16 protein-coding genes and 1 pseudogene are annotated in these 19,274 nt (G+C 40.8%); 2 read left to right on the plus strand and 15 right to left on the minus strand.

Features of this window, described 5'->3' with window-relative positions; genetic code table 11:
• Positions 1-55: 55 nt before the first annotated feature.
• From LOR49_RS07935 to LOR49_RS07990, 12 genes are all read right to left on the minus strand, one after another.
• A complete protein-coding gene (locus LOR49_RS07935) occupies positions 56-1,441 on the minus strand; it encodes a purine-cytosine permease family protein (protein ID WP_240375873.1) in 1,386 nt (461 codons plus the stop codon).
• 65 nt (positions 1,442-1,506) lie between these two features.
• Complete coding sequence (locus tag LOR49_RS07940; RefSeq protein ID WP_240375874.1) at positions 1,507-2,628, minus strand: class II histone deacetylase; 1,122 nt, start codon at positions 2,626-2,628, stop codon at positions 1,507-1,509.
• Between the two features lie 267 nt (positions 2,629-2,895).
• A complete protein-coding gene (locus tag LOR49_RS07945) occupies positions 2,896-4,320 on the minus strand; it encodes a sodium:solute symporter family protein (protein ID WP_240375875.1) in 1,425 nt (474 codons plus the stop codon).
• A gap of 95 nt (positions 4,321-4,415) precedes the next feature.
• Positions 4,416-4,604, minus strand: coding sequence for a hypothetical protein (locus LOR49_RS07950; protein WP_240375876.1), 189 nt, complete (start codon positions 4,602-4,604; stop codon positions 4,416-4,418).
• A gap of 295 nt (positions 4,605-4,899) precedes the next feature.
• On the minus strand, positions 4,900-5,877 hold the full coding sequence (locus LOR49_RS07955; protein ID WP_240375878.1) for an agmatinase family protein: 978 nt from the start codon (positions 5,875-5,877) through the stop codon (positions 4,900-4,902).
• Complete coding sequence (hutI, locus tag LOR49_RS07960; protein ID WP_240375880.1) at positions 5,828-7,138, minus strand: imidazolonepropionase; 1,311 nt, start codon at positions 7,136-7,138, stop codon at positions 5,828-5,830. Before hutI ends, LOR49_RS07955 begins: the two co-directional genes overlap by 50 nt.
• Positions 7,139-7,454: 316 nt before the next feature.
• Positions 7,455-9,434, minus strand: a complete 1,980-nt coding sequence (locus tag LOR49_RS07965) for a hypothetical protein (RefSeq protein ID WP_240375882.1) — start codon at positions 9,432-9,434, stop codon at positions 7,455-7,457.
• Positions 9,409-10,311: an ABC transporter ATP-binding protein gene (locus tag LOR49_RS07970; RefSeq protein WP_240375884.1), complete on the minus strand. Its 903-nt coding sequence runs from the start codon at positions 10,309-10,311 to the stop codon at positions 9,409-9,411. The genes LOR49_RS07965 and LOR49_RS07970 overlap by 26 nt, the downstream gene beginning before the upstream one ends.
• Positions 10,298-10,684: a GntR family transcriptional regulator gene (locus LOR49_RS07975; protein WP_240375885.1), complete on the minus strand. Its 387-nt coding sequence runs from the start codon at positions 10,682-10,684 to the stop codon at positions 10,298-10,300. Before LOR49_RS07975 ends, LOR49_RS07970 begins: the two co-directional genes overlap by 14 nt.
• 115 nt (positions 10,685-10,799) lie before the next feature.
• Complete coding sequence (locus tag LOR49_RS07980) at positions 10,800-12,191, minus strand: hypothetical protein (protein WP_240375886.1); 1,392 nt, start codon at positions 12,189-12,191, stop codon at positions 10,800-10,802.
• Between the two features lie 101 nt (positions 12,192-12,292).
• Complete coding sequence (locus LOR49_RS07985) at positions 12,293-13,771, minus strand: aldehyde dehydrogenase family protein (RefSeq protein WP_420830418.1); 1,479 nt, start codon at positions 13,769-13,771, stop codon at positions 12,293-12,295.
• Positions 13,772-13,877: 106 nt separating this feature from the next.
• Entirely contained in the window at positions 13,878-14,291 is a 414-nt protein-coding gene (locus LOR49_RS07990) for a YbaN family protein (RefSeq protein ID WP_240375888.1), read from the minus strand.
• Positions 14,292-14,423: 132 nt separating this feature from the next.
• Here LOR49_RS07990 and LOR49_RS07995 point away from each other — a divergent pair, with 132 nt between their 5' ends.
• Positions 14,424-15,149: a Crp/Fnr family transcriptional regulator gene (locus tag LOR49_RS07995; RefSeq protein WP_240375890.1), complete on the plus strand. Its 726-nt coding sequence runs from the start codon at positions 14,424-14,426 to the stop codon at positions 15,147-15,149.
• A 60-nt stretch (positions 15,150-15,209) separates the two neighbouring features.
• A complete protein-coding gene (gene ric, locus LOR49_RS08000) occupies positions 15,210-15,914 on the plus strand; it encodes an iron-sulfur cluster repair di-iron protein (RefSeq protein WP_240375891.1) in 705 nt (234 codons plus the stop codon).
• A gap of 66 nt (positions 15,915-15,980) precedes the next feature.
• Here the strand turns inward: ric and LOR49_RS17700 are convergent.
• The 3 genes and pseudogenes from LOR49_RS17700 to LOR49_RS08015 form a co-directional block, all read right to left on the minus strand.
• Positions 15,981-16,532 (minus strand): annotated as a pseudogene (locus tag LOR49_RS17700) (methyl-accepting chemotaxis protein); the annotation flags it as partial.
• A 581-nt stretch (positions 16,533-17,113) separates the two neighbouring features.
• Positions 17,114-18,037, minus strand: coding sequence for an aldo/keto reductase (locus LOR49_RS08010; protein WP_240375893.1), 924 nt, complete (start codon positions 18,035-18,037; stop codon positions 17,114-17,116).
• Between the two features lie 6 nt (positions 18,038-18,043).
• Positions 18,044-19,264, minus strand: coding sequence for an MFS transporter (locus LOR49_RS08015; protein ID WP_240375895.1), 1,221 nt, complete (start codon positions 19,262-19,264; stop codon positions 18,044-18,046).
• Positions 19,265-19,274: the final 10 nt, after the last annotated feature.

A 19,274-nucleotide genomic window follows, 5' to 3' on the forward strand; every position in this document is an offset into this window, starting at 1 on the left:
GCATTTCCCCCCAATCACATTTTAAAGACTTGTTCCTTAAGTATTCCTTACATAGCTAACTAAAATCAATATTACTTGCTTTTTTAAGTGCAGGAGAATCCGTTGTTATTTTCGACCATACAAAATATAAACTAAAACCAATGACAATACCAACCAGCCAAGCTACATCCGTGCCACCTATCATCTTAGAGACTGGGCCTTGATATATTTCCGTATTAATAAAAGGGATCTGACACATTACTGTCAGCAAATAAATAATCAGTGTACTTTTATTTAATTTTCCAAATATACCATCTTTCTCCATCAGTTCACGTGGATCATAATTAGTATGCTTTAAAATATAAAAGTCAGTTAACGTAATGACACTCCATGGAATGATGAAGAATAAAATAAACCCTAAATAAATTTGAAAATTACTCATAAAATTATTTGCACCAACGGTTGAGAACAGTACAATCAGCGCACCTATTACTGCAGAAGTGATGACGCGAAGTTTGATGGTTGTTTGAAACTTAATAAAGTTACTAGCTATTGATAAGGCAATAATCCCAGCACCATAGATGTTTAATGAGTTGACGACTATTAAGCCGAGCGCTAACAGTATAACAATGAGGGATCCAAAACTAGAACCTAAATCCTTTATTTGAGCCATCACATTTCCATTTACCGTCATTGTCGCAACCGCTGCACCTAAAATCATTAACCATGTTGAACTTAGATTGATTCCTAAATACGTATATAGAAAGGTTCTCTTTGCATTATCCGGATGCATATAACGTGAATGATCAGATACATACGGACCGTACGTAATTTGCCAGGTAATACCAAGTGAAATTACTAATAAAAATTGTCCGAAAGAAAAACTTCCTTTATTTAAAACTTCCATCGACAATTGACTGATTACAATAATATTCAGTACAAGGAATACAGCAGCATAGAAGATGGTATAGATTTTCATAGACCTTTCAATAATTCCTTGACCATAAATGGCTAGTAACACCATCGGTACCATAGCAATAATAATAACTGCGTTTAAATTAATACCAAGTGTTTCATTGATACCCTGCCCTACTAAGACTGTATTAGTTGAACCATAACCCACATACATTATAAAAGCTATTATCATTGGCAGCGCGACGCCATAATAACCAAATTGTGCCCTGCTTTGAACCATTTGTGGGGTTCCGATTTTCGGCCCTTGTGCAGAATGCAGTGATGTTATTACTGCACCAAAACTGTTACCTAATATAAGCGCCAAGCTCCCCCACCAAAAATTCAAGCCAACTATAATTGCCAATGCTCCAGTTACTAACGTTGTCGAAACCGTATTAGCAGCGAACCAGGTGAAAAAGAACTGACGCGGGCTTCCTCCCCTTTCCTCTAGTGGGATATACTCGTAACTTTTATTTTCAATAGAGCTGGTATTATTGTTCTCCCCCAATTGCATCTCCTCCTGCTGGTTACAAATTAGTCAATCCCTTTTTTCCACTCTACTTATGACATTATTTACTGAACCTCACTTAAAAAGCTGCTCCAATATTTAGATTGTATTTCGATTACCTCGTTTATTACTTGTCGTTGGTTTGGATAAACTTTATCAGGATACCCATTAGCACCCGAAGCGAATGGATCCTTCACATCGCTTTGTTTTTCACTAAGTGCTTCAACAATTCGTAAAGTACAGAAGGGTACGTATCCATTACTGTAACCGCCCTCATGACAGACAACCAGCTTACCGTTACACTGTGTTTCTGCAATTCTTTTTATTTTATTGGTCATTTTTCTAAAACCCTCGGCTGTCATCAACATTCTTCCCAACGGATCGAACATACTTGGATCCTGTCCTGCGGATACAATGATTAGTTCTGGTTGAAATTCACTTGCAATCGGTTCAATTATTGAGTCAAATACTTCCAAATATCCAGCATCCCCTGTTCCTGGAGGAAGTGGAATGTTCACATTGTAACCCTGGCCGTTCCCGCTTCCAACATCCTCAGCAAATCCTGTGTCTTCTGGAAAGCTTAGATGTTGATGGATGGAGATAAATAACACATTAGGATCGTTATAAAAAGCTTTTTCCGTTCCATTTCCATGATGGACGTCCCAATCAACAATCATTATTTTTTCTAAGCCATATTTTTTACGAGCATAATTAGCTGCTATCGCAACATTATTAAAAATACAAAATCCCATCCCAAAATCTGCCTCTGCGTGATGACCGGGTGGTCTTGTAAGCGCATACACATTATCTACTTGATTTTCCATTACTGCATCAACGCTAGTAAGTGCCCCTCCTGCTGACAGTAGTGCAATCTCATAGGAGCCTTTTCCTACGATGGCGTGATCACCTGCATCTCCACCATTCGTGTCGCTTAATTGCTTGACTTTATCCACGTATTGGGGCGTATGCCACGATTCTACTTCCTCACGAGTTGCAGGGCGAGGTACTAGCTTAATTAATTCATCCATAAACCTTGATCTTTTCAGTAAATTATTTACTCTTTTCTTCGTGGCTGGTGATTCAATAAATTCATCTTTTTCTAGATATCCTCCTGATGAGAGATAAAGCGTTCCGCTGCCATTATCATGCCAAAAGTAACTTTCGTCATATATATATCCAGTTCTCAAAAAAAGCTCCTCCCTTCAACTATAAAGGAATTTATCTTTTATGATTCCTTTATTATAGAATAATTGTTACTTATTTCATTGTCAATGCCAAATTAGACTATTTAATCATTTCTAAAAATTCAATGAAAACTTAATTTATATATAAGTTAGTGACACATTAAAAGTATTCTTCTCCCCTATATTTTCATCTATGCTCGTTCACTCACCGGACGCTCCGGTATGAAAAAACCCCTTGATAATTTGATTACCGGTGGCAAATCACTGAGTTTATTGAGACTTGGCTAAACTTTGATTATCCTCTAAATTCATGTCCATATTTTTTCTTTCTCTATTGCTAATCGTTATCACAAGAATTAATGAGGTTAATGCTCCCAAGGGACCTCCAATAAAAGGAGTTGGCAATGGTATGAACTGAGCAATTACCGCTACTGCAAATCCACCTATCATACCCGCAAGGGCTCCCTTTGATGTAGCTTTTTTCCACCACAAACCTAAAACCAACGGAACTAAAAAAGCCCCTATCATTAGCGATTGTGCTAATGCCATTACTAATAAAATTAATTCAGGTGGCTTCAAAGTTACCAATATAGCAATCACTCCAATTACCACTGCTACAATCCGATTCACAAACACTACTACATGATTGGGTAATGTCTTTCCTGCAAGAATGCTGTATATGTCATTAGTGATAGCCGAAGTAGCGTTGAGCAGCATTGCATCTGTCGAAGACATAGCTGCTGCTAAAACGGCTGCAACAAAAATACCTGCAATAACCGTTGGTAGTAGATCAAGTGTATGAAAGTATCCCATATCTGGGTTTTCCAAATTTGGAAAATTAGAGATAATGAAAACACCTACTAATAACAGCACAAAATAAAATATACTAAGATAAGTGGTGGCTAATGCAGACGTAGTTTGTGCCACTTTATTTGACTTTGTAAACATATACATCAAATAAACATACGGGGCGCTCATAGCACCCAAGGTCATCATGACAAAACAACTGATAGCATATAACAGTCCATTTTCTCCCTTAAGTTCAAACATCAATGGTTGATTTTGAAGCGCTTGGGTTGTTGTACTTCCCCATGGTTCCGCATTAATAACAACAATCGCCACTGTAATCATTGCTACTGCCATCATTATAAACTGAATAAAACTTGCCATAATTGAAGAATGACTCCCACCCAATACGACGTACAATATAAAAACAGCCCCAATTACTAGAACCCCAACCCAGTAATCTATTCCTAGTACATATTGTATCGCATACGCTCCTCCTTGTAGTTGTGCCATTATATATACAAACATAGCTACAACAGTAACGATGGCGCTTACAAAGCGAACCTTTTTATTGTAACGCATTTCAAAAAACTGGGAGAAACTAAGAGAGCCGTAATTTCTGAATTTTGGAGCAATAAATACTGTAGCTAAAGTGAAGCCAATGATCACTCCTGCATTTTGCCACAATCCAAAGGCAACCCCAAAAGCATACATTGCCCCTAAAGTACCAAGGAAACTTGACGTACTAGCATAGGTCGATGCTAATGCACCTCCGCCAAGACGGGGTCCCATACTTCTATTTGCAACCAAAAAGCTCTCCCCGTCTTGAGATGCTTTTTTTCTGTAGAAGAATCCAATTAAAATCATTGCAGCTAAATAAATAATCACTATTAACAAAATAGTATTCATTCGTAAACCACCCTATAAAAAGTATTTAAAAGTCGTCTGAAAATTATCTTGATTAATCTTGTACGACTCACACTAATGAAAACTAAACTAGTATATTATTCTTCCATTTTTACTTTCTTCACTAAAAACCACACCATAGGGATAACACCCAAGTATAGAATCCATAAAACAAATATGTTAAGCGGGAGATTAATAACAGTAACGTGCGACCCTGTAAGTAACGGTAATACTACCATTATGATGCCTAACGTAACGATCATCATTAATGCTTTTAACGGCTTCATCTCAGTTAAACCCCCTACATCTTCCTTATTTAGTAAACTATCACTTTATTAAACTAAACGAGCTTTAGAAAGGTCATGCTAATAGTTTTCGTCCTATATCCGGTTATCTAACCCAGTTACCTCCCTTATCTTTTTAAGGAATTATTCTAAATATATTCCTTATTTATAGAATAAATGGTTTTTTGATTATTTGTCAACATCAAATTAGACTATTAAATTATTTCTAAAAATTATAACGGAAATTATTTATATTAAAAAAGCCTGGCAATCACAAAGCCAGGCTTTTTTACAATACTTATTCTTTTCCATCCATCTGCATTACGAGTCCCGTGATAAAATTTAGCCATGCATAGACCCCAGCCTTGACCGTTTCGAGGACTACTGAATCTTTATTTGGATCCAAGCAAACGAAGTCAATATGCTGAATGGGATATTTGCCGATTTCCAACAATGTATCAAATAGCTCAATCGTTGTCATGCCGCCGGGTGTAGAAGCAGGCACACCTGGGGCAAAAGCAATATCCAGTACATCAACGTCGACTGTAACATAAATCCGATCTACTGTAGTAGCCAATCGTTCCAGTGCCTTTCGAACCGTAAGAAGAAGCCCTTGTTTTCTAGCTTGTTTCAGCGTAATCATTTCTATCTTGTGTGTTACCGCATAGTCTATCAAAGGTTTTGCGTTAAAATAACCGTGCAGCCCTATGTTTGTAACGTTTTCTCCTCGAACGGTTTTTCCGTCGATTAATTGACGAATTGGAGTTCCGTTTGCAGGGCCTAACTCTTTCGGATCACGCACATCCAGATGAGTATCAAGCTGTAAAATTCCAATCGTTTCATCCATGTAGACATCTTTGATTCCTCTTACCGCGCATGCCGTTATAGAATGATCACCGCCAATCATACACGTTACCGTATCCGGGTATTTCGTTACAATACTTGCCGTTGTATCTTGAATTCGTTGATGAGAAAGAGCTATATCTGTTGTATGCATTGCTACATCCCCCGCATCAGCAACTCGAAAAGCAGATAAATCAACACCTTCATCCAAATTGTAGGTAGTGAACTTTTTCCACATCTGTCTGAACTCCGATGGATACAAGGATGCGCCCGATACACTAATGGATGAGCGAGAAAGAGGCGCTCCGTATAAAATTAAATCTGGGGTATTGCCGCTATCGCCAAGTCTCTGTACCCATTGATGGACGAAATGTCTCTGATCTTTAGAAGTTTTCCATGACCACTCCGGCGTTTGCAGCCACTGCTGAGTCACCTAAATTCACCACCTTCATTCCTTTTTTCCAAACAGACCTGACATGATTCACCCCAAACAAATATTGCAGCTCTTGATAATTTTTCACATCCCATAATACAAAGTCAGCTAACTTTCCGGTCTCAAGTGAACCTATGGAGTCTTCTTTGTTAATTGCACAAGCTGCGTTATACGTGGCGGCCGTTAATGCCTCGGCTGGTGTGAGTCTCATTGAAATACACGACAAATTCAATACAAGTGGCATGGAGGTAGTAGGTGATGAACCAGGATTACAATCGGTAGAGATCGCCACAGCAACCCCTTCATCAACCATTCGGCGACCGGGTGCCGCCTCTTCACGCAAGTAAAGTGCTGTAGCAGGCAGGAGACAAGCAATAGTCCCTGACTTTGCCAATGCCCGAATTCCTTCTTCTGAAACTTTTAATAAATGTTCAGCGGATACGGCTTCTGTTTTTGCAGCTAGCTCTGCACCTCCATAAGGTTCGATTTCATCCGCGTGAATTTTAGGTTTTAAATTGTAACGCTTTCCCGCTTCTAATATTCGTTCAGATTGTTGTGGCGTAAAAACTCCTTTTTCACAAAAGACGTCGTTAAATTCAGCCAATTTTTCTTCTGCTACTATTGGAAGCATTTCATTTATAACATAATCCACGAAATCATCTTCACGTCCTCTGTATTCTTTAGGAACTGCATGAGCACCCATAAAAGTAGGGACAATGTCTATTACGTGTTTTTGTTGTAACTCTTTCATTACCCGCAACTGCTTTAGTTCTGTATCTAAATTCATGCCATAACCACTTTTACTCTCTATTGTCGTTACCCCATGAGTGAGAAAGGAATTAAGACGTTTTGTTGTCTGCTCAATCAATTCCTCTTCTGTTGATTCCCTTGTCATACGTGTAGTAGCATGAATGCCGCCGCCAGCATTCATTATTTCCATGTAAGAGGTGCCTTCGAGACGCTTTTCGAACTCAAGTGCACGGATTCCTCCAAATACAACGTGTGTGTGAGGATCCACTAAACCCGGGGTAACTAGTTGACCCGATGCATCGATAACTTCAGCTTCCTGCAGGCGATCCGCATACTGCTTTTCAATATCTTCGGTCGTACCAACAGCTTGGATTATGCCATTTTCGATCCACATACTACCGTCTTCGATCAAACCAAGTTCAGACATTGCCTTATTCGTACGAGGTCCTTTCTTATCAAAAGCAAGTGTCGCCAATTGTGATGCATTTTTAACCCAAGAAGATTTTGTCATTCTTTATCACTTCCTATATCAAAATGAATTGTAAAATAACACACCGTAGCATATTACTTGCTAAATCTTTCGATAATTAAATAGTAACAACACCTCAAGCGAAAAAACAACTCAGTAACTTATGATTTTAAAATCATGATAAAAGGCGATCAGAGTCTTCCGTCGGTTAACTTAAGCCTTGACCGGGCAAGCGAACCTGAAGAGCCATTTATACGAAAGGGGATAAGTTATTCTTAACGACAAAACTTATAGAATTGAAATAAGGGCTGTCAAAAGGGCATTTTTATGACCTTTTGATACAGCCCCTTTTTAGAGCTCACTCAAGTTTGTCAATAATTTCCTCAGGGATATTATTCACGGGTAGTATTCCGTAAAATTCTGCCCGGTTATTGGTCACGAACTTAACGTAGTATTCACCTTCTCCGAACTCTTGATAGTGGTTAAGTGCTTTTTCGATGATTTTTGTGTCTTCGAATTTCACGCTTTTCCCCATGTCTTCCCAGAAAACCTGGTCAGGGAAATCAACGCGGCCATTCGTTTTTGACACATACCTTACTTCAATATGCGCGATCTCATCCGGCACTACACGGGCTTGGTCGAGATAATTTTTGTCTTTGAGCCATTTTTCAAGCTCCTGGAAGGATTTGTGCCACGGAATGGACGGTCCCTCTCGATATTCTTTCCTTTCCATTTCAATATCGTCGGTTTCTAATATAATCTGTCCCCAATCCGCGCGGTGGGATTTCATTTCTTCCATCTTTAATGACGCAATCTCGTATTGTAAAATACTTTTTATCTCCTTGATCTCTTCCTCATCCGTTATAGTTAGGCTCTTCGGAATTGGAGCATGGGGAGTGAAGACAATTTTATCAACTGGTTTCGTTAAGGCATCCAGTTCATACATCATTTTTTTATAAGGCTCCGACTCTAGCACCGACGCCAGTTTATTATCATTTATCGTGCTTTCATGCGGCAAACGATATTCACGGACGAGACGGGAACCGTTTTCCAATTCATAAGCAATGGCAATTTCGTTGAACTGGTAAGGATAACGGACGTTTTGTATCGTTTCAGGCTGTTCTGCGACAATTTCTTCGTGGAGAGCACGAACTTTTTCAACATATGCCTGTTTGTTAACAAATTCAGCTTTCGTTTCTGAATCCTGCGTGAGCGCATACGTATCAGGCCCAAAATAAACACCCTCAATTTGATCAACAGCCGGCACTCGAGTTTCATAACCGGCGATATCGGTTTTGATAATTATTCCGATAAAGACAATAAATACTGCGAAAACACCGTAGCCAAGCCATGCTCTTCCCCTGATTCTCCACGTCTTTTGTAAAATAATTTCTGCCACGGTATAGCCTATGAGAGAACCTGCAACATAGCCAAAAATCAGCCAGCCGGTGCTATCATATATTTGAAAATACGAAGCGCTGACAAGCATAGTACAAAAGGCGACACCATATTTAAAAATCGGCCGCAGTGCCGGAAATGTAATAGCTTGGGAAGCCGTTTCGACGCTACGAAATCTGTACAGCGCCCAGCCAATAAAAATGACAAGAACAGCAAGTACCAGGTAGATAATCACTTCACGAGCTGCTAATTCTTTATATTCAAGTTCTGCCAGCCACATAATCGGTGACCAACTAGTAATCATTTCACTACTGTAATATCTTTGCGAAAATCCATACAAAAACATCGAAAGATTTTCAGTGACCAAAAAAAACAAGGCAGGCGGCAAAACTAGCAAAATAAAGGTTAATATGCCCTGCGCGACAGACATCCCTGTCATCATGCCGACAAAAACTGAAAAACTAAATAAAAAGACGGTCATGACGCTGACGACACCGAGCCAGCTCCAGATATCAACAGCGGATAAGTAATCAAATAAAGGGGTTGAATTGACCACCATCATAGCAGTTAATGCTGTTATTAAAAGTGGCAGCAAGAGCATAACCAGTCCGCTGATCATGTGGTTAGCAAACAAGCTTCCTCTCCGAATAGGCAAGCTGTGAATCATATCGACCGCCGGCTTCATCTGCAAATATCGAAATAGAATAATCCCGGCAAGAATCGGCACACCGACAATGAATATGATCTGGACGGGAAAGCCAAAAGAAAATAAGTTTTCTACTGGTTTGTGATACTCCCTCTGTTTATCGGAGGCAATCAAGAGCATTTGCAGCGGAAGGGCAAATAAAAGACCGACTAAATAAATGACACTAATCCAGCCATGCTGCTTGATATTTTGTTTCTGGATTCCTTTGTTAAAGAAGGACATTTTCGATTTCATAGCCCGCACCTCCCATCTCATAGATAAACATTTCTTCCAACGTGAGCGGAAGTATATCAAACACCAATGGATGCTTGGCCGTTATTGTCTTCGCTACTTCCTTTTTTGCTCCCTTCACGATCATGAGTGACACACTTCCTCGTTTTTCATGATGCATCACCTCTAGTTGTTCGAGTAAGTCTTGTTCATCATTCTTAGCTGCAAAAGCCACCTGGATTTTATGGGTGTCTGTTTTTAGATCATCCAGTTCTTTTTCAATCAGCAGTTGTCCTTTATGCATAATGCCGATATGATCACAAATATCTTCAATTTCTCGTAAGTTATGAGAAGAGACAATGACAGTGAGCTCTCTTTCCGCAACCTCTTGGAATAAGAGATTTTTTACTTTTTGGCGCATGACCGGGTCCAGTCCATCTACTGGTTCGTCCAAAATCATGACCATTGGCTTGCAAGAAAAAGCGAGCCAAAACGAAACTTGTCGCTGCATTCCTTTCGATAGTCGCTGTATCTTGCGTTTTGGGTCGATGGAGAACACCTTTCCCAGCGCTTCAAACCGTTTGTCATCCCATTCTGGATAAAATGAACGGTAGTAATCAGCCATTTGTCGAATAGTAGCCTGTGGCAGGAAATAGAGGCTGTCAGGTATAAAAACAACCTTCTGTTTTAAAGAGACATTTTCATAGATTGGCTGTCCTTCAATATGTATCTGACCACTATTCTGACGGTAAATTCCAGCCATCATTTTTAGTAACGTTGTCTTACCGGCTCCGTTCGATCCAAGCAAACCATAGATAGATCCTTTTTTCACTGCCAAATCTAAGTTATGAACAGCAGTGACTCCTTCAAAACTTTTCGTTATCTGCTCAACGTGAATCATCAACATTCCCTCCTTTCGTTGTTTCCTCAAACCATTCCACCAACTGCTCTTTTGTTAGCCCTAAGTAAATAGCCTCCTGAATTAACTGTTGGAACTGTGGTTTTAATTCGTTCAGTTTTTCATCGGGTTTTATCCAATCAACTGGTGCCACAAAATACCCCTTTCTGTTCGCAGAATATAAATAGCCTTCACGTTCCAATTCCCGGTACGCTTTTTGGATTGTGTTCGGGTTTACCGTTAATTCTTTGGACAACATACGTACGGAAGGTAGTTTCGCATCCGTTGTCAGCACACCCGTCATAATTAACTCTTTTATATTATCCATTAACTGTTCATAAATCGGTTTCCGGCTCCGTACATCCAATTCAAACAATTCTTCGCCTCCCTTCTGTCATATCTGTATTATTTATATTAATACAGATAGTATAGTCAATCATTTCTTTTTTGTAAATAAAAAACCCGCTTATAGGCGAGTTTTTTTCAAACATTTATTTTCTTTGTAAGTCTTTGTAAAGCTGCTGATACGCTTTTGACTCCTCTTTTTTATCCAATTCATAATATATTTTTGAAAGCCAACGCACCGGAATCGGATTTGTATGGTCAAGCTCCATTTCCCAGCTGAAACAGTCAATCGCTTGTTCTAACTGCGAAAATTCGTAGTACAGTTCCCCCAGTTGCATTTGCGCATCCGGATCATCACTCAACTCCTTCATTTTTTCGATCCTATTCACAACTGGCAGCTGTATATGTTTTTCTTTTAGAGTGGAAAGCCACTCTAAAATGTACGTAATGTCATGGCTGGTCATTAATTGGTTCACACATTTTTGGAGAATCAGCTCTGCCTTATCAGGTGAGTCTGTGTAAAGAGTGGCAATGTACGTGGTCAGCTCGGGCATTTGCAGCAATTCTTTCCCGACATCCGTTTTCTCAAGAAGCTTGGTCATAGTCTTGGCCTGTGCATTCGGAAGGGAGAGCTGGTGATGATGGATTAACCGTATAGCTTTCGTCAGCTGGCGGGAGTCCAAATACAGTTGCAATAAATCTTGCTGCAAGGGCTTAAAGTGGGGGGCAAGATCATACAGGTCTTCGAGGATATCAATCTGGTCAACATTTTGATAATGTTTATTCATCCAATCTTGATACATGTCATAGTAACCAGACGAAGCATTCCGTTTCATTTTCTCTCTTATGAGAGCGGCACCATCTATAGGGCGCTTTTCTGTTTCAAAATGAGTAAGCAGCTTCTGAAATACCTCTGGATTCTTTCTATTTTTGAAGCTCGCTTTTTCAATGAATAAAGAGTCACTCACCCATAAATCCTCAGAAAAGTCTTGGTACATTTTTTTGAATTTGGCAACGCCTAGCTCGTTTGACAATTCTTTAACCCAGCTGTGATTGGGAGTGAAGTCAACAAGAATACGAAGGATACGGTAACCTGCGAATATCTGGCCATTGCGGCGATAGTGATAATAAATAGATTGAATGCGTTCGAAGAGATCTTTTTTTGAAAGGAAAGAGTCCAAAAAGGTGATGATGAGGGCTGTTTCGTGAGGGGTGTAATCGCTTTGCAGTTTCTGAAAAAGTTGAGTGGCACTTCGTTTCTGGAAAAGGCGGTTATGGGGTAAAAAAGCTTGCACTAGTGGATGGGAGCCAGGAAAAGCCAGTCCGTTTCTTAAGGCTCTAGCCAAAAAAGAACGTCGACGGACACTATCTGCTTTAAAAGAGTTTAGATAATTATTTTTATAAAACAAAAGGTAATATACTTGGCTATGCTCATCTACAGCCTCTACTACTTTACTCTGAAGGTAAACGACAAAGCGTTCCAGCCGAATAGATATCTTTTTCTTGCCGTCCGTAATAAAACAGTCTAAGTTTCCCATATTATCCCTCCCTTATTCTCTCCACTGTATCATATTTGCATAGTGAAATCACGATAATAAGAAATGGGCTTGGTGTTGTGGACCAAGCCCAGTGCATTTTTTCAGTTGTTATCAATTTGGGCGCGCTGCAACTTGCCGCTGTAATCGACGTAAACGCTCTTCCACTCTGTGAATACATCGAGAGAAGCGGTTCCGGAATCGCGGTGGCCGTTCCCGGTTGTTTTCGTACCCCCAAATGGCAGATGAATTTCAGCTCCCGTTGTGCCGGCATTGACATATACAATTCCGGTGTCCATCTCGTTCAAGGCTTGGAACACTTCGTTTACATTCATTGTGAAAATGGAGCTGGACAAGCCGAATGCCGAGTTATTGTTTACTTTTAAGGCTTCTGTAAATGAATCTACTGGGATAATTGAAAGGACTGGACCAAATATTTCTTCTTGGGCTATTCGCGCCTCTGGCTGTACATTGGTAAAAATGGTCGGTTCATAGTAATTGCCGCCTTGATAGGAAGCGTCTCTCAGTACCTGGCCCCCGCATAACAGCTTTCCCTCTTCTTTTCCAATTGTCACATAGTGGTGGATTTTTTCTAAGCCCTTTTTATTGATAATAGGTCCTACTTCTACTGCTTCGTCCGTGCCGTTCCCAATCTTTAATTGCTTCGTCCGCTCGACAAGTTTTCTCTCTAATTCATCCTGCACTCGGCGATGGACAATCACGCGGCTTGCAGCCGTGCAGCGTTGGCCGCTTGTCCCAAATCCGCTCCACAGAATTCCATCAACGGCCAAATCGATATCAGCGCTGTCCATCACTGTAATGGCATTTTTTCCACCCATTTCAAGCGATACTTTCTTCAAACGTGCCCCAGCCTTAGCGGCGACTTGTCGTCCGGTCTCTTCTGAACCCGTAAAGGAAATGATGTCAATATCTGGATGCTCTACCATCGCAACACCCGTTTCCTCACCGGTGCCATGAATGAGATTAACGACACCTGGAGGCAGCCCACACTCTTCCAGGATACGAACAAAAGCGTCAGCCATCCCGGGTGTTTCTACAGCCGGTTTCCAAACAACTGTATTCCCCGTCATGATGGCAGGAAACATTTTCCAGCTGGCAATCGCAATTGGGAAGTTCCAGGGAGTAATCAACCCTGCTATTCCTACTGGACAGCGCATGCTAAAGGCCTGCTTATTTGGAAGTTCCGCTGGTACGGCTTGTCCAAATAAACGCCTTCCTTCTCCCGCCATATAAAAACCCATATCAATCGCTTCCTGTACCTCGCCGCGCGCTTCTTGAATGGGCTTCCCATTTTCAGATGTTAACAACTGAGACAGTTCTTCTTTCTTCTGCTTCAATTGTTGGGCAATCTCAAATAGCAACTCTCCTCTTTCCGGTGCCGGCACTTTTTCCCATGAAGAATATGCATTTTTAGCTGCAGCTACAGCTTCTGTCACCTCGCTTGCCGAAGAGAGTGTGACGTTGGCGAGAACTTGTCCATTCGCAGGATTTAATACCTTTCTCCGTCGTGCGCCTACCGCTTCCTTCCATTTTCCATCCACATAATTATGATAAACAGGGATGCTGCTCACATACATTCCCCCTCACTCATGTTCTGCACGATCCTGTCCATTCACTATATGAATAAACTTATACGGATAGAACAAAAAAACAGACAACCTTCCTTTATTAAGAGTGTTGTCTGTTGCAGAATGAGTGGTTCGTAGTCTCTTTTTGTTTGTTTTTTATCGATAATATATAGTAGCTAATATAACCGACTACTAAAAATAACAGGATTTGTACAGCTAGAAGCGGCACGAGAACCAGAATAGAGTATAGCGCGCTACTCCAAAGCACTGTCAAAGCAATAACTTTTGACTTAACAGGAATGCCTTTGCCAGAGCGGAAATCCTGAATATATTGGCCAAGCCACTTTGTTTGCAGCAATCTTTCATATAACCTGTTAGAAGAACGAGCGTAACAATACGCAGCTAATAGCAAAAAGGGCGTTGTTGGCAGGAGCGGAAGAATGATTCCAATTACTCCCAGCGCAACAGACATGCTTCCCAAGACAATAAGCATGTACTTTTTAAATATACTCATTCTCTCCCCCCTCATCTACTAAGAAATTTTCATCTATTTGAGATACTGTATGACATTTTGGCTGAACAGTCCATGATAAAATGTATGTAATATATATATTACCATATCTCTTGGAAAAAGGGGTGGAAGCCTATGTATTCTCCAACACAAGAAAATAAAAAAACGGCCAAATTAACACCAGAGCTACATGAATTACTGGTATCCATCAGCACCGTACGGCAAGTAACAAACGGAACGTATCTGTATGAAGAAGCGAGTGAAGCAGACAAGCTCTTCTATATCCAGTCCGGTCTCGTACAACTACAGAAGGTTACCATTGACGGACAGCAATTAATTCTCCGCTTTTGTCAAAAAAGTGACTTCGCAGGAGAATTAACGTTGTTTATGGATAATCCTGTGTATATGTACAGTGCCAAAGCTATCCGTGACGGTTCGGTGCTCGTTATTAAAAAAGACGTTTTGGAAAAGGAACTAGAGGAAAACAGTGCGTTGACAATCGAGTATATGAAATGGATGAGCAGACATCTTCGAGATATTCAATCAAAAATCGGAGACCTGTTACTAAATGGAAAAAAAGGGGCGCTTTATTCTGCGCTCCTGCGGCTGGCTGAGAACTTCGGAGTTAAACGGGATAAAGGAATACTCATAGATCTCGTACTAACCAACCAAGAGTTGGCCTCCTTCTGCGGATCAGCACGGGAGAGTGTAAATCGAATGCTTAGGAATTTGCGCCGGGAAGGTGTTATTGCAATGGAGAACACTGGAAAAATTGTAATTTTGGATGTTGACTATCTAAAATACGGTGTTGGCGGGGGACCTTGTCCGCTTCACATTTGTACAACAAACAGCAATGTGTGATATAAGTCATAGCACGTCCTTTATTTATTTTATATTCTTAACGTACAGGAGGTGCTTACTATGAAAATGAATATTGAAGCGACCGCAACTATTGGAGAAATTGTGACTGAATTCCCAAAAACCAGTGACTATTTTAAGAGCCGGAAAATAGACTTTTGCTGCGGGGGAAATCGTATGCTTCGAGAAGTATTGTTAGAAAAATCTCTCGATGAAAATGTAATTCTAGCAGAATTACAGGATTTAACCAGTGAAAGTCCGGCAACAGATACGCAAACCGACTGGAAAGTAGTGCCATCCGTTGAGATTATTGAACACATTCAAAAAACTCATCATGCTTTTTTAAAAGAAGAATTAGTTCAGCTGGCTCCTTACGTCAAAAAAGTACGTGCTGTCCACGGTTCTGTCCACCCATTTTTACAAGAGGTTACAGAGCTATTCACTGCTTTTAAAGAAGAATTACTGATCCATACTGAAAAAGAGGAACAAACGGTATTCCCTGCAATCGTCGCATTCGAGCATGAAACGGGAGAAATTTCTCGCGACAGCTTGGTTACAATGATTGCAGCACTAGAGGCAGAACATGATGATAGCGGTGATATATTAAAGCGAATTCGACAATTGACAAATGACTTCACACTGCCAGAAGGGGCATGCCGTACTTTTCAGCTTGTGTACAAAAGACTCGAAGCTTTAGAAGATGATACCTTTACACACATACATTTAGAAAACAACATCCTATTTCCAAGATACTCTGAGTCAATTTAATCATTCCGTTAACGTTGTTGAATTCCAGTCAATCAAAGCTTGGCATTGCAAGAAACAGCAGGTCGTTCAAACACCTGCTGTTTCTTCTGTATTCTCATCCATAGCTGAGTTTAGTTGATCTAATAGTACATCTACTTCCTCTGCATCTTGAATATGTGATTGGATCACTGCGTTCGCATTTTCGAAAACTTTATTTGCACCTTCAATATTATCACGGACATATTTGGATAGCTCTTGCTGCTCAGCAGTTGTTTGTAATAATTGCTCCATTTCAGTATTGGATTTTTTCGTGTTCGCGGCCATTGTTTCAATCATCTCAGTGGTTTCTTGGCTTTTTTTCTTGCTATTTTCGATCAACGTACTGCTTTTTTGGCTTAAGAGGAGGGATTGTTTAATCTCGGATTCGATGACCTCAGTTTTATTTCGGATATTTTCCGTGCTTTCCTCTGTATACTCGGCAAGCTTTCTAACCTCATCTGCTACGACCGCAAATCCGCGACCGTGTTCTCCTGCCCTGGCTGCTTCAATAGAGGCATTCAATGACAGTAGATTTGTCTGGGCAGCTATTTCCCTGATAACTTGTACGATATCTTCTATTTCTTTCGAACGCTCCCCCAGTATGTTCATTTGTTCTGTTGTTTTTACAAGTAGCTGGCTTAACTCATTCATCGATTGATCTGTTACAAAAACGAGTGATTTACACTCTTCCGCTTCCCCGATTAATAAATGATGAACCTCATTTAGATGTTTCCCTTTTTCTCTTAATACATTGGAGTGTTCAAAGGTCTTTTCCCCTAAAGAACTAACAGCATCAAATTTTTCCTGCAGCTGGTTAACTGCTTCTTGAAGAGTATAGTGCTGTTTGTTCACATGATGGTGTTGCATCGTGACGTCACCAATACCAGCCTCACATTTATTTTTCCACATGATCGTTTTTTCCCTTTCTTCTTGCAATTCCAGCTCTTTCTTTTCAAGCTCCCTTTCTAATTTTGCAATCTTCTCAAGTTGATCCTGTTTGTTATTACCGAATTTCAACATGGGAATCTCCTCCTTCTCTCAGGCTTTATTCACGTTAACTCATTAATTTTATGTGTCAGCTGTTACAAAAGTCACTCTCTCTTTTTATCGGCTGTTACTAGAATGTTGTTAGGACAAAAGTAAAAAAGACTGATCCTTTAGAATTGGACCAGTCTTCTTCCTTATTGTGTAACAGCTTGCGGATGATCCTCGGTTACCATCTCTAACTCTGCCGCCTTCGCATTCATCGCTACTTGTTCAGGGTTTTTGCATCCCGGTATCACCGCTGTCACGGCTGGATGTTTTAAGCACCAGGCTAGCGCCCATTGCGCCATCGGAACATCTTCCGACACTTCATTTTTTTGAATTTCTGCGGCAAGTGCCAGTTTCCGGGCCGTGTCTTCTTTATCCCGCAGACTGCGGACATCGTCTTCCCCAAACGCCGCCCCCGGTTTATACTTTCCACTCAAGAAGCCACTGGCGAGCGGAACACGTGCAAGAACTCCTAAATTTAATTCCTTACATGCTGGTAGCACTTCTTCTTCCGGTGTCCGGTCAAGCCTGTTATAGACAACCTGGATCGTTTTTGACTGAAATACAGCAGATTTCTCCGTTTGAAAAATGTTATCATTCTTTGCAATGGACGTGCCAAGGTGACGAACTTTCCCCGCTTCTACTTGTTTATCAAGCATTGTCCATAAATCATCATTATCAAACATGTCATCCCCGCCCGAGTGAAACTGATATAAGTCGATATAGTCCGTCCGTAAAGCACGGAGCGAATCATCCAGCTGCTTTAGCACTTCTTCTGGACGGTAGCGGTTGGTGCGGTCATAAAATCCGTGAAATTCATGGCCAAATTTCGTTGCAAGCACCCACTGTTCCCGGTCTCTTTCGATTGCTTTGCCGATCAACTTTTCAGAGAGATGATCGCCATAACATTCCGCTGTGTCGATCAAATTGATCCCAACTTCTCTAGCCTTTTCAAAGATTTCTTCGACTTCTCTTTCCGCATAGTCTTTTCCCCATTCACCGCCAAATTGCCAAGTTCCAAGACCGATGACGGATACATCCATTCCTGTTTTTCCAAGTGTACGATACTTCAATGATTGTCACTCCTTCACTGTTCCGGCCGTTTGGGCTGCTTTTTTTGAAAGGATAAAAGTAATGAAAAAACCGAGCGCCAGTAGGATAGCTATTCCCTCAAAAGTCCAAGTGTACCCCCCTGTTCGCATCAAATAGATTGAAATCATCGGACCGATAGTTGATCCGACAAAAAGAAAGAAGGAATACAAAGACATGGCTGTCGCTTTTTCTTCCCCACCGTATTGACCAATAACGGAAATGACCGATGGGACGGTTACAGAAATTCCTGCCGTGAAAAGAATGCTCATTCCAATGATCATACTCATGTTTGAAGCAAATCCAATTAATACAAGCCCTAAAGCTGCAAGGAAAAGCCCGCTTCTCATCATCACAAATGGGCCGAACCTCCCTGCTAAACGCCCTCCGAATGGAGCGATCAACATACCAATAATACCAGCGGATCGTACGATTAAAATCTCAGAGGGACTCATCGCATAAGTCTCCTGTAAATAACTCTCAAGCGTCGAATAAACACCTACAAAGCTAAGTAACACCAAGATCGTAATAAAATAACACGAAAGAAAAAATGATTTCGTTAACACAATAGAGATTGTACCGAAAATCGACCGCAGTTCACGACGAGCCTGCGCATCACTTGGAACAGCCTGCCAAAAAGCGGCAGCTAACAATGCATACAGGACGCCAAATAAGTAAAAAACGTAATTCCAACTGAGCATACTTTCCATGACACTGCTGTACACTTGTCCGACGATTCCAGCCATTAGAAATGCGGCACTGATAAAACCAACGGCAACCGCTCGTTTTTTCGGCGGATACAATTCCGTAATAAAAGTTAACGCTGTCGGGGCAAAGGATGCTGCTACAAATCCTTGAATCCCTCTAAAGGCAACAATCGCTCCATAATTAGACAGCAGGCCGATTATCGGGGAGATCACCGTTAACAATAAAAGTCCGAAAATAATGACTCTTTTTCTACCTAGCCGGTCAGAAAGAGGAGCAAATACGATGGTGCCGAGCGCATAACTAAAAGAATATACACTTGTAGTAAGAGCAGCTTGCTCAGCAGATAAGTGAAACTCTGCTGTAAATACAGGGTTTAAGGGAATGGTTGCAAATAGGGCTGATACGACAAACAGTCCACTGAAAAAAAAGACGACTGTCATCAGTCCGTATTTTACTTTCACTTGCTCATAGTCTGCTTGTGTCTGTGTTGCGGCGTTTGCCAAAATACTGCTC

It is taken from the genome of Bacillus piscicola, assembly GCF_022458745.1.
In the GTDB taxonomy this organism is placed as follows: Bacteria; Bacillota; Bacilli; order Bacillales; family Marinococcaceae; genus Alteribacillus_A; species Alteribacillus_A piscicola.

Excerpts from the sequence above, each read along its gene's own strand:
- LOR49_RS07995 (WP_240375890.1), top strand. The coding sequence starts at position 14,424 with ATGTATTCTCCAACACAAGAAAATAAAAAAACGGCCAAATTAACACCA.
- ric (WP_240375891.1), top strand. The coding sequence starts at position 15,210 with ATGAAAATGAATATTGAAGCGACCGCAACTATTGGAGAAATTGTGACT.
- hutI (WP_240375880.1), bottom strand. The coding sequence starts at position 7,138 with ATGACAAAATCTTCTTGGGTTAAAAATGCATCACAATTGGCGACACTT.
- LOR49_RS07990 (WP_240375888.1), bottom strand. The coding sequence starts at position 14,291 with ATGAGTATATTTAAAAAGTACATGCTTATTGTCTTGGGAAGCATGTCT.
- LOR49_RS07965 (WP_240375882.1), bottom strand. The coding sequence starts at position 9,434 with ATGAAATCGAAAATGTCCTTCTTTAACAAAGGAATCCAGAAACAAAAT.
- LOR49_RS07945 (WP_240375875.1), bottom strand. The coding sequence starts at position 4,320 with ATGAATACTATTTTGTTAATAGTGATTATTTATTTAGCTGCAATGATT.
- LOR49_RS07950 (WP_240375876.1), bottom strand. The coding sequence starts at position 4,604 with ATGAAGCCGTTAAAAGCATTAATGATGATCGTTACGTTAGGCATCATA.
- LOR49_RS07970 (WP_240375884.1), bottom strand. The coding sequence starts at position 10,311 with ATGATTCACGTTGAGCAGATAACGAAAAGTTTTGAAGGAGTCACTGCT.
- LOR49_RS07980 (WP_240375886.1), bottom strand. The coding sequence starts at position 12,191 with ATGGGAAACTTAGACTGTTTTATTACGGACGGCAAGAAAAAGATATCT.